This is a genomic window from Citrobacter sp. EC_71, from assembly GCF_019584005.1.
GTDB classification, from domain to species: Bacteria; Pseudomonadota; Gammaproteobacteria; order Enterobacterales; family Enterobacteriaceae; genus Citrobacter; species Citrobacter werkmanii.
On the sequence record NZ_VDAY01000001.1, the window covers coordinates 22983 to 34612 of the forward strand.

General features: G+C 52.9%; 12 protein-coding genes and 1 pseudogene. 7 read left to right on the forward strand and 6 right to left on the reverse strand.

Annotated features, from left to right (window positions below):
- Positions 1 to 118 precede the first annotated feature (118 nt).
- The 4 genes and pseudogenes from FHD02_RS00135 to FHD02_RS00150 all read left to right on the forward strand — a co-directional run bounded on the left by FHD02_RS00135 (position 119) and on the right by FHD02_RS00150 (position 3080).
- A complete protein-coding gene (locus FHD02_RS00135) occupies positions 119 to 838 on the forward strand; it encodes an NUDIX domain-containing protein (RefSeq protein ID WP_220393501.1) in 720 nt (239 codons plus the stop codon).
- Positions 839 to 882: 44 nt separating this feature from the next.
- A pseudogene (locus FHD02_RS00140) lies at positions 883 to 1942 on the forward strand (hydrolase).
- Positions 1939 to 2157 (forward strand): YheU family protein, encoded by a 219-nt coding sequence (locus tag FHD02_RS00145; protein WP_003023615.1) that lies wholly within the window; start codon positions 1939 to 1941, stop codon positions 2155 to 2157. Before FHD02_RS00140 ends, FHD02_RS00145 begins: the two are co-directional and overlap by 4 nt.
- 53 nt (positions 2158 to 2210) lie before the next feature.
- On the forward strand, positions 2211 to 3080 hold the full coding sequence (locus tag FHD02_RS00150; RefSeq protein ID WP_042312044.1) for a phosphoribulokinase: 870 nt from the start codon (positions 2211 to 2213) through the stop codon (positions 3078 to 3080).
- 93 nt (positions 3081 to 3173) lie between these two features.
- On the opposite strand, the gene FHD02_RS00155 is transcribed toward FHD02_RS00150, so the two are convergent.
- Complete coding sequence (locus FHD02_RS00155; protein ID WP_003827750.1) at positions 3174 to 3581, reverse strand: OsmC family protein; 408 nt, start codon at positions 3579 to 3581, stop codon at positions 3174 to 3176.
- Between the two features lie 308 nt (positions 3582 to 3889).
- Here FHD02_RS00155 and crp point away from each other — a divergent pair, with 308 nt between their 5' ends.
- A complete protein-coding gene (gene crp / locus FHD02_RS00160) occupies positions 3890 to 4522 on the forward strand; it encodes a cAMP-activated global transcriptional regulator CRP (RefSeq protein ID WP_000242758.1) in 633 nt (210 codons plus the stop codon).
- Positions 4523 to 4573: 51 nt separating this feature from the next.
- Positions 4574 to 6661 (forward strand): YccS/YhfK family putative transporter, encoded by a 2088-nt coding sequence (locus tag FHD02_RS00165; protein ID WP_137361496.1) that lies wholly within the window; start codon positions 4574 to 4576, stop codon positions 6659 to 6661.
- Between the two features lie 91 nt (positions 6662 to 6752).
- Here the strand turns inward: FHD02_RS00165 and FHD02_RS00170 are convergent, their stop codons facing one another.
- The 5 genes from FHD02_RS00170 to ppiA all read right to left on the reverse strand — a co-directional run bounded on the left by FHD02_RS00170 (position 6753) and on the right by ppiA (position 10090).
- Positions 6753 to 7970, reverse strand: coding sequence for an aspartate aminotransferase family protein (locus FHD02_RS00170; protein ID WP_137361497.1), 1218 nt, complete (start codon positions 7968 to 7970; stop codon positions 6753 to 6755).
- An 85-nt stretch (positions 7971 to 8055) separates the two neighbouring features.
- Entirely contained in the window at positions 8056 to 8619 is a 564-nt protein-coding gene (pabA, locus tag FHD02_RS00175) for an aminodeoxychorismate synthase component 2 (protein WP_042312037.1), read from the reverse strand.
- 31 nt (positions 8620 to 8650) lie between these two features.
- Complete coding sequence (locus FHD02_RS00180) at positions 8651 to 9253, reverse strand: putative adenosine monophosphate-protein transferase Fic (protein WP_079225890.1); 603 nt, start codon at positions 9251 to 9253, stop codon at positions 8651 to 8653.
- Positions 9243 to 9410, reverse strand: a complete 168-nt coding sequence (locus FHD02_RS00185) for a YhfG family protein (protein ID WP_064507016.1) — start codon at positions 9408 to 9410, stop codon at positions 9243 to 9245. Before FHD02_RS00185 ends, FHD02_RS00180 begins: the two co-directional genes overlap by 11 nt.
- A 107-nt stretch (positions 9411 to 9517) precedes the next feature.
- On the reverse strand, positions 9518 to 10090 hold the full coding sequence (gene ppiA, locus FHD02_RS00190; protein WP_220393427.1) for a peptidylprolyl isomerase A: 573 nt from the start codon (positions 10088 to 10090) through the stop codon (positions 9518 to 9520).
- 264 nt (positions 10091 to 10354) lie between these two features.
- On the opposite strand from ppiA, the gene tsgA reads away from it, so the two are divergent.
- Complete coding sequence (tsgA, locus tag FHD02_RS00195; RefSeq protein ID WP_038634817.1) at positions 10355 to 11536, forward strand: MFS transporter TsgA; 1182 nt, start codon at positions 10355 to 10357, stop codon at positions 11534 to 11536.
- Positions 11537 to 11630 lie beyond the last annotated feature (94 nt).

Here is an 11630-nt window from a genome sequence, read left to right on the forward strand (position 1 = left end):
AAATGCATTTTTTTAGACTGCGCCATAATCAACTGATAAATAATAAGAAAAAACGAACCTTGCCCCCCGGTATTGGACTGGTACACTTGTGGGCGTTGCAAATCATCGTGAGTACTTTATGACCACCGAAGCCGACTACCTGAATCAATACGATGCCCGCCGCTTTCCCTCACCTCTGGTGACGGTCGATAGCGTGCTGTTTACCCTGCATCAACAGGCGCTGTGCGTATTACTGGTTGAACGTGCAAACCAGCCGCAAAAAGGGTGTTGGGGATTACCAGGTGGCTTCATTGATATCGAGCACGATGACTCCACTCGCGCCACAGCGCTACGCAAGCTCACTGAAAAAACAGGTGTTTTGCCTTCGTGGCTGGAACAACTGGATACCTTTTCCGGCCCGGATCGCGACCCGCGCGGCTGGAGTCTGACGGTTATCTGGTTTGCGCTAATCGCCTGGGTAGACTGTGCGCCGCACATCGCCAGCGTCAGCAATGCCCGTTGGGTCCCGGTTGATGAGCTGAAAAATTATTCACTCGCGTTCGACCACGGAGATATCATTACGGCGGCCCTGCATCGCTTACGGCAAAAAACGATGTACTCACTCCTGCCTGTATACTGCTTGCCGGAGACATTTACCCATGGGCAACTGCTCGAAGCCACCGAGGTGATCCTCGGTCAGTCGATCCAGCGTAAAAGTCTGATTCGCCGCTTTGAAGCGTCAGGAATGTTTGAAGATACCGGAGAAAGCGTAGCGACAGGGACGCGTAAAGCTCGCCTGTGGCGACGAAAGCCCGACGTCGATTTTCATCTTTTCTCGCGTAACCTGCTGACTGACTAGCGACAAAATCACATATTGGCTAACCCGCAAGCGCTGCGCGCGGTATAGTTATTCTTTCCGATTATTAATTGCTCTGGTGTTATGGTTGAAATCACGTCCACAGAAATGATCCCGCCTACTGATGATTCGCGAGAATTCCGCCCGATGCGCGGTATCAGTAACCGCCATTTGCAGACAATGCTGCCGCGTTTAATTCGCCGCAAGGTGAAGTTCGACGCCCATTGGCAGCGTCTGGAATTACCCGACGGTGACTTTGTCGATCTGGCATGGAGTGAAGATCCGCAACAGGCGAAGCACAAACCGCGCCTGGTGGTTTTTCACGGTCTGGAAGGCAGTCTGAACAGCCCGTACGCACATGGCCTGATTGAAGCAGCGCAAAAGCGTGGCTGGCTGGGCGTGGTTATGCATTTTCGCGGCTGCAGCGGCGAGCCAAATCGTCTCAACCGTATTTATCATTCTGGTGAAACAGAAGATGGCACCTGGTTTTTACATTGGCTGGCGCGCGAGTTTGGTCGTGTGCCGACCGCGGCGGTAGGCTATTCACTCGGCGGGAACATGCTGGCCTGCCTGCTGGCCAAAGAAGGCAACGACATTCCCATTGATGCAGCGGTTATTGTCTCTGCGCCTTTCGTGCTGGAAGCCTGTAGCTACCATATGGAGAAGGGGTTCTCACGCGTCTACCAACGCTATCTGCTCAATCTGTTGAAAGCTAACGCCTCGCGTAAGCTACAGGCCTATCCGGGTTCGCTGCCGGTGAGTCTGACCCAGTTGAAATCCCTGCGTCGCATTCGTGATTTTGACGATCTGATCACCGCCAAAATCCACGGTTTTGCCGATGCTATAGACTATTACCGCCAGTGTAGCGCCATGCCATTGCTTAATCAGATCGCCAAACCGACGCTGATTATCCATGCCAAGGACGATCCGTTTATGGATCATCACGTGATCCCTGAACCGGAAAACCTGCCCTCACAGGTGGAGTACCAGTTAACTGAACACGGTGGACACGTCGGATTTATTGGCGGCACGGTGCGCCGCCCTGAGATGTGGCTGGAATCAAGAATTCCCGACTGGCTGACAACGTATCTGGAGGCGTCATCATGATTATCCCCTGGCAAGACATCTCCCCGGACGCACTGGACAATCTGATTGAAAGCTTTGTCTTGCGCGAAGGCACCGATTATGGTGAACATGAACGCTCGCTCGAACAAAAAGTCGCCGACGTCAAACGCCAACTACAATCAGGTGAAGCCGTCCTGGTGTGGTCCGAACTGCATGAAACGGTCAACATCATGCCGAGGAAGCAGATTCACGAGTAATCCGTAGCCGACGGCTGACTATAATAAAAAATCAACCTATTCATGGAGTTGTTATGTCTGCCAAACATCCGGTGATTGCGGTAACAGGATCCAGCGGCGCGGGGACCACCACCACCAGCCTCGCGTTTCGTAAAATTTTCGCGCAGCTAAATCTGCGCGCCGCCGAGGTGGAAGGTGACAGTTTTCATCGCTATACCCGTCCAGAAATGGACATGGCGATTCGCAAAGCGCGCGATGCCGGGCGGCATATCAGCTATTTCGGTCCCGAAGCCAATGACTTTGGTCTGCTGGAACAAACCTTCATTGAATACGGCCAGACGGGAACAGGTCAGTCGCGTAAATATCTGCACACCTACGATGAAGCCGTACCGTGGAACCAGGTCCCGGGAACGTTTACCCCCTGGCAGCCATTGCCTGAACCGACGGATGTCCTGTTCTATGAAGGGCTACACGGCGGCGTCGTCACTCCACAGCAAAATGTGGCCCGGCATGTCGATCTTCTGGTCGGCGTGGTGCCGATCGTTAACCTGGAATGGATCCAAAAGCTGACCCGCGATACCAGCGAGCGTGGACACTCGCGTGAAGCGGTGATGGACTCGGTTGTGCGCTCAATGGACGATTACATCAATTACATCACGCCGCAGTTTTCCCGTACGCACATTAACTTTCAGCGCGTACCGACCGTCGATACCTCCAACCCCTTTGCCGCTAAGAGCATTCCATCACTGGATGAAAGCTTTGTCGTGATTCATTTTCGTAACCTGGAAGGGATCGACTTCCCGTGGTTACTGGCCATGTTGCAGGGATCATTCATTTCCCATATCAATACGTTAGTCGTACCTGGCGGCAAGATGGGTCTGGCGATGGAATTGATTATGCTGCCGCTGGTACAGCGACTGATGGAAGGTAAGAAGATAGAGTGATGTGGTCTTTTGCCGGATGGCGGCTGATGCCTTATCCGGCCTACGTGTTTATATCCTGTAGGCCTGATAAGTGAAACGCCATCAGGCATGGCATCACGCCGCAGCAACCACTTCATAGGAATGGGTAATATTCACTGCCTTTTCCAGCATCAACGCCACGGAGCAGTATTTTTCCGCTGAAAGATCGACGGCGCGGGAGACTGACGCATCTTTCAGATCGTTACCCGTTACGATGAAATGCAGGTTGATGTGGGTAAACAGGCGCGGCGCTTCATCACGACGCTCTGAAGTCAGTTTCACTTCGCAGTTGGTCACATCCTGACGACCCTTTTGCAGGATCGATACCACATCAATTGCGCTACAACCGCCGGCAGCCATTAATACCATTTCCATCGGGCTCGGCGCTTTATCACCGGAGTTACCGTCCATCAAAATTTGGTGGCCAGAGGCGGACTCACCGAGGAAGGTTAACCCCTCAACCCACTTTACACGCGCTTGCATAATTCGTAACTCCAATGTTTCAATTTTCCTGACAGATTACGCGTACATAACAATTCTCGCAACGGAAGGCGACCTGCGTCATGCTGAAGCGAGACACCAGGAGACACACGGCGAAAGCTATGCTAAAACAGTCGGGATGCTACAGTAATACATTGACGTACTGCATGTATGCAGAGGACATCACATTACAGGCTGCAGTCTATTTTTAGTAGCCCCCTTCCCAGGTAGCGGGAAGCACATTTTTGCAAACCCAGAGGCAGCGTCGTTTTCTGGCTCTGGAGACAGCTTATAACAGAGGATAACCGCGCATGGTGCTTGGCAAACCGCAAACAGACCCGACTCTCGAATGGTTCTTGTCTCATTGCCATATTCATAAGTACCCATCGAAGAGCACGCTGATTCACCAGGGTGAAAAAGCGGAAACGTTGTATTACATCGTTAAAGGCTCAGTGGCAGTGCTGATCAAAGATGAAGAAGGGAAAGAAATGATCCTTTCTTATCTGAATCAGGGCGATTTTATTGGTGAATTAGGCCTCTTCGAAGAAGGCCAGGAACGTAGCGCTTGGGTACGGGCCAAAACCGCATGTGAAGTCGCTGAAATTTCATACAAAAAATTTCGCCAATTAATCCAGGTCAACCCGGATATTCTGATGCGCCTGTCTTCTCAGATGGCTCGTCGCCTGCAGGTCACGTCTGAAAAAGTAGGCAACCTTGCCTTCCTCGACGTCACCGGTCGTATTGCTCAGACTCTGCTGAATCTGGCAAAACAGCCTGACGCGATGACTCACCCGGACGGTATGCAGATTAAAATCACCCGCCAGGAAATCGGCCAGATCGTTGGCTGCTCCCGTGAGACCGTTGGTCGTATTCTGAAGATGCTGGAAGATCAGAACCTGATCTCCGCTCACGGTAAGACCATCGTCGTTTACGGCACACGTTAATCCCATCGAAATGGCGCGTTACCCGGTAGCGCGCCATTTTTGTTTGCTCCGATGTGGCGAAGACTGATTTATCACCCCGAGATCAACTACGCACTACGACAGACCCTGGTGCTGTGTTTACCTGTGGCCGTCGGTCTTATCATTGGTCAGCTTCATCTGGGGCTTCTGTTTTCCCTCGTCCCTGCCTGTTGCAACATTGCCGGTCTTGATACCCCGCATAAACGCTTTTTTAAACGTTTAGTTATTGGCGCATCGCTGTTTGCCGGTTGCAGCCTGATCATGCAGTTACTGCTGGCAAAAGATATACCACTGCCGCTCATCCTCACCGGCCTGACGCTGATTCTTGGCGTAACCGCCGAGCTAAGCCCGTTGCATGCGCGACTGCTGCCAGCCTCACTCATCGCGGCAATTTTCACGCTAAGCCTTGCCGGGAACATGCCCGTCTGGGAGCCATTGCTGATCTATGCACTGGGTACGTTGTGGTACGGTCTGTTCAACTGGTTCTGGTTCTGGATGTGGCGTGAGCAGCCACTGCGTGAATCGCTCAGCCTGTTGTACCGCGAATTAGCCGATTACTGTGAGGCCAAGTACAGTCTGCTGACCCAGCATGCCGATCCAGAAAAAGCGCTGCCTCCGTTGCTGGTTCGTCAACAAAAGGCGGTGGATCTGATTACCCAGTGCTACCAGCAAATGCATATGCTGTCGGCGCATCACAATAATGAATACAAGCGACTGTTGCGTGCCTTTCAGGAAGCGCTCGATTTACAGGAACATATTTCAGTTAGCTTGCATCAGCCGGAAGAGGTGCAAAAGCTGGTCGAGCGAAGCCACGCGGAACAGGTGATTCGCTGGAACGCGCGTACCGTCGCCGCCCGCCTGCGCGTACTGGCCGATGATATCTTGTATCACCGCTTACCGACTCGTTTCTCAATGGAAAAGCAGATTGGCTCGCTGGAGAAAATCGCCAACCAGCATCCGGACAATCCGGTGGGGCAATTTTGCTACTGGCACTTCAGCCGTATTGCTCGTGTGCTGCGGACCCAGCGCCCGCTGTATGCCCGTGATTTAATGGCAGACAAACAGCGGCGGTTGCCGTTGATCCCGGCGCTGAAAAACTATCTGTCGTTGAAATCCCCGGCGCTGCGTAACGCCGGGCGCATAAGCGTCATGCTGAGTATCGCCAGCCTGATGGGTAGCGCCTTACATCTGCCTAAACCTTACTGGATTTTGATGACGATCCTGTTCGTCACGCAAAATGGCTATGGGGCGACCCGGGTGCGTATTTTGCATCGTTCGGTGGGGACGCTCGTCGGACTGGTGATTGCGGGCGTCACATTGCACTTTCATATTCAGGAAGGTTTCACGCTGGCAGGCATGTTGCTGATCACGTTAGGCAGCTATCTGATCATTCGCAAAAACTACGGCTGGGCCACCGTTGGCTTTACGGTTACGGCGGTATACACCCTGCAACTGCTGACGCTTAACGGGGAACAATTTATCGTACCGCGGTTTGTCGACACGGTGATTGGCTGCTTAATCGCCTTTGGCGGCACGCTCTGGCTGTGGCCACAGTGGCAGAGTGGTCTGTTGCGTAAGAACGCCCACGATGCGTTAGAAGCCGATCAGGAAGCCATTCGCCTGATCCTCAGCAACGATCCGCAGGCCACGCCGCTGGCGTATCAACGCATGCGGGTCAACCAGGCGCATAACACGCTGTTTAACTCACTGAATCAGGCAATGCAGGAGCCGGGATTTAACTCGCACTATCTGGCAGATATGAAACTGTGGGTCACGCACAGCCAGTTTATTGTCGAACACATCAACGCGATGACCACGCTGGCGAGGGAACATACGATGCTGACGCCGGATTTGGCACAGCGGTATCTGGAGTCCTGCGAAATCGCGCTCCAGCGCTGTCAGCAGCGGCTGGAATATGACGGACCGGGAAGCTCGGGCGATGTGAATATTCTCGAGGCACCAGAGATGCTGTCCCACGGTCCGTTAAGCACCCTGGAGCAGCATCTGCAGCGGGTTCTGGGGCATCTGAACACCATGCACACCATTTCGTCGGTCGCATGGCGTCAGCGCCCACACCACGGCATCTGGTTGAGCCGCCGACTGCGGGATATGAAAGGTTAAGATCGACTGCCGGATGCGCTACGCTTATCCGGCCTACGAATCAAACCTTACCCTGTAGGCCGGATAAGGCGCTCGCGCCGCCATCAGGCAATCAGCCCACCACCTTCGCGACAGCCTGCGCGAAACGCTGCATCCCTTCCTCGATATCCGCGTCTTCCACCACCAGCGACGGCGCGAAACGCATCACGTCCGGCCCGGCATTCAACACCATCACCCCTTCGTGCGCGGCGGCGTAGAGGAAATCGCGCGCCCGGCCTTTAAACTGCGGCTTCAGCTCGGCGCCAATCAGCAGCCCCATGCCGCGAATATCGCTGAAAATATCGAACTGCTGATTAATCTGCTGCAAATGCTGGACAAACTTCTGACGTTTGCCCTGAATACCTTCCAGCACTTCCGGGGTGTTGATGATATCAAACGCGGCATCTGCAACTGCACAGGCCAGTGGATTACCGCCGTAAGTGGAACCGTGCGAACCCACGTGGAACGCGGAGGCAATTTCCTGGGTGGTCAACATGGCGCTCACCGGGAAGCCGCCGCCGAGCGCCTTAGCACTGGTGAGGATATCCGGCGTCACGCCGTAGTGCATATAGGCAAATAAATCGCCGGTACGCCCCATCCCACACTGCACTTCATCAAATACCAGCAGCGCCTGATGCTGGTCGCAGAGTTCACGTAAACCTTGCAGGAATTCCGGGGTTGCCGCAGTAACGCCGCCTTCCCCCTGAATTGGCTCAACCACCACCGCACAGGTGTGATCGTCCATCACCGCTTTTACCGCATGCAGATCGTTAAACGGCACATGGATGATATCCGCCGGTTTTGGTCCAAAGCCGTCGGAATATTTCGGTTGCCCACCAACAGATACGGTAAACAGCGAACGACCGTGAAACGCATTATGAAAGGCAATGATTTTGGTTTTGAACGGGCTGTGGCGTACGCAGGCATAATGACGCGCCAGCTTAAAGGCGGTTTCGTTGGCTTCGGTACCGGAGTTCATGAACAGCACGCGTTCAGCAAAGGTCGCATCAATGATTTTACGACCTAAGCGCAACGCTGGTTCGTTGGTGAAAACGTTACTGGTGTGCCACAGGGTTTCGCCCTGGGTTTTTAACGCCTCAACCAGCGCCGGATGGCAATGCCCTAACGCGGTAACTGCAATGCCGCCCGCAAAATCAACATACTCTTTGCCCTGTTGATCCCAGACTCGACTCCCTTTTCCTTTTACCGGGATAAACTCAGCCGGTGCATAAATCGGCAGAATTACTTCATCGAATGTCGCGCGCGTAATCGCAGTTTGTTCAGTTGCCATGTCATTACCACCCTGTTAAGCAGAAATGCTAGTGAAATTATAATCACAAAATATGAATAAAAAATCACTAAATAGCAACCATAAATCACCGTTGGAGGAAATTATCCAGCAGCTGATGTCCCTGTTCGCTGAGAATACTCTCCGGGTGAAACTGCACACCTTCCAGATCCCACTCACGGTGGCGAATACCCATGATCTCCTGTGTCTCACTCCAGGCGGTCACTTCAAAGCAGTCAGGAAGCGTTTCGGGGGCAACCACCAGAGAATGGTAGCGTGTCACGGTTAATGGGTTGGCGAGTCCCTGAAAAACGCCCTGCCCGTTATGCGTAATCGGCGAGGTTTTACCGTGCATCACTTTTGCTGCCCGAACCACGGTCGCGCCAAACGCCTGCGCCATCGCCTGGTGGCCGAGACACACGCCCAGCAGCGGGATGTTGCCCGCGAAATGGCGAATTACATCCAGCGAGATACCGGCATCATCCGGCGTGCAGGGGCCTGGGGAAATCACGATTTTTTGCGGATTCAGCGCGTCGATTTGCGACAGCGTCAGCTCGTCGTTACGCCTGACGAGAACATCAGCGCCCAGTTCGCAAAAGTATTGGTACAGGTTCCAGGTAAAAGAATCATAGTTATCGATAAGCAGGATCATGGCGGCTCCGGTACATAAGACCCGCGCTATTCTACTCAGTTTCCGGGGCTTCGCTTACCACTTTACGAAATATCGCCCGCAGGGCGGTCAGGTCGCCCATTGCCCCGCTCTGGTTCGCCTGGTTCCACTCCTCAACCTGAATGTCATCCCAGCTCAGCATATACCCGGCATGAATCGCTAACTGTTCGAAGAAAATACGCTGCGCGAGACCGCTACCAATACGAAACGGATGCAGCACATTAATTTCGCAATAATAGTGCGCGAGGCGATCGACAAATTTGTCTTCCGGCAATCCCACCAGCCAGGACTCCTCTTCCAGGTCCTGCATCAGCGCATTGCCCTCTTTCTCGATATAGGCGAAATGGCAAAAGCGTGTATCGCCCTGGTAGATATCAACTTCCCGCAACTGCCCCGCCCAGTCGAAAATATCCTGGTATAACTGGCGATGAATGGCGCACAGGTGTGGCAAGCCACGCTTTAAAGGCCCCAACTCAATCGTCGCGGCGCGCAGTGCTGTTAATTCGTATGCCGCTTGTGCCAGACGCTGGGCCTGATGAATCCCCAGGCGGTTACGCATCACATTCAGACCGGGGTACAGATAAGGGTCACGTCCATCACCGAATTTATCGCTCATAGTGCCTCCTCAACTCTTCCAGACGCGCCAGGGCGTCTTCCGCGTTCAGAGTAACCTGTGGAATATCCACGCCTTCCAGTCGTCGGCTTCCCTGGAAATTGACATTACGCCGTTGCTCCCAGAGTCTGGACTTTTGTTTATCGGTGAGTTTTTTCACGTGACCTCCCTGAATGTAAGCGGCACTTGCCACAAGTATAAGCAGCAATTTCGGGTTACGCAGAGAAGGGAGAGAACGCGGGCAGGAACTACCCGCGCAAAATACGATTACGGCAGGACTTTAGCTGAAAGGATAACAATCGGTTTTGACGGGACATTCTGGTAAGGACCAACATCATGGGTCTGTACCTGAGAGATCTTATCCGCGACATCCATACCTTTCACAACTTTACCGAATACAGTATAGCCAAAGTCGCGTTGGCCGTGATCGAGGAAAGCGTTGTCTGCGATGTTGATAAAGAACTGGCTGGTCGCGCTGTCTTTATCTGCTGTACGCGCCATCGCAATCGTGCCACGGGTGTTACGCAGCCCGTTATCGGCTTCATTCTTGATTGGCGGGTTAGGTTTCTTCTGCTGCATCTGCTCGGTGAAGCCGCCGCCCTGTACCATAAAGCCCGGGATCACACGGTGGAACGTGGTGTTGTTATAGAAACCACTGTTCACATAATCGACAAAGTTTTGCACTGAAACCGGGGCTTTCTGGCTGTTCAGCTCCAGCTCAATGTTACCCGCAGAGGTGGTCAGCAGGACATGTGGGTCACCTTTTGCTGCCAGTGCTGCAGGGGAGAGAGCGGAAAGAGCGAGAACAGCTGCAACAGCCGCCAGAGTCGATTTGAGCATGAGAATTCCTTAACAAGAGCAGAAATGAAGCAAGTGAATTGATTCTAAAGAGCCTTCAAGGACAAGGCCATCCCTTTACTTAATTTTACGTACTTGAAACAAATGTAACCTCACAGTCGCAATACTCATTGTGATCGAGATCACATACAAAAATGTAACGGAGCAAGTTATTGCCATTAAATATTTAAATGCGTCACTAAAGCGCCTAAAATCTGCCCGCTCACGGCGCAGTCAATGCGCCTTACACTTCTATACAGGCCAGTCATGACTAACAGCAACCGCATTAAGCTCACATGGATTAGCTTTCTCTCCTACGCCCTGACAGGCGCGTTGGTAATTGTCACCGGGATGGTGATGGGAAATATCGCAGATTACTTTCATTTGCCCGTTTCCAGTATGAGTAACACCTTCACTTTCCTGAATGCCGGCATCCTGATCTCTATCTTTCTGAATGCATGGCTGATGGAGATTGTGCCCCTGAAAACCCAGTTGCGCTTTGGCTTTATCCTGATGGTTCTGGCGGTCGCCGGACTGATGCTCAGCCATAGCCTGGCCTTGTTCTCAGCAGCAATGTTTGTCCTTGGGCTGGTGAGCGGTATCACCATGTCGATTGGTACATTCCTGGTCACGCAGATGTATGAAGGTCGCCAGCGCGGTTCTCGCCTGCTGTTTACGGACTCTTTCTTCAGCATGGCTGGCATGATTTTCCCGATGGTGGCAGCATTTCTGCTAGCGCGCAGCATTGAATGGTACTGGGTTTATGCCTGCATCGGCCTGGTCTATGTCGCTATTTTCCTGCTGACCTTCGGTTGCGAATTCCCTGCGCTGGGCAAACACGCGCAGCAGTCAGACGCACCGGTAGTAAAAGAAAAATGGGGCATTGGCGTACTGTTTCTGTCCATTGCGGCTTTATGTTACATCCTCGGCCAGCTTGGTTTTATCTCATGGGTACCGGAATATGCCAAAAGTCTGGGTATGAGCCTGGGTGATGCGGGTAAACTGGTCAGCGACTTCTGGATGTCTTACATGGTTGGCATGTGGGCGTTTAGCTTTATTCTGCGTTTCTTCGATTTGCAGCGCATCCTGACGGTACTGGCGGGTTTGGCCACCGTCCTGATGTATCTGTTTATCACCGGTACGCCGGAGCATATGCCGTGGTTCATTCTGACGCTGGGCTTCTTCTCCAGCGCGATTTATACCACCATTATTACCCTCGGTTCCCAGCAGACGAAGGTCGCCTCACCTAAACTGGTTAACTTCATTCTGACCTGCGGCACCATCGGTACCATGCTTACTTTCGTCGTCACTGGCCCGATCGTCGCTCATAGCGGTCCAATGGCGGCACTGCAAACAGCTAACGGCTTGTATGCCGTTGTGTTCGTAATGTGCTTTATTCTTGGGTTTGTTACGCGCCATCGCCAGCATAACGCGCCGGCCACGCATTAATCTCACGGCCGGATGGTGTTCTCGCCATCCGGCATATCCCTGGCATCCCTTCCTCCATTGGTGATGTAGGCCAATTCATACAAAAACCCCTTAA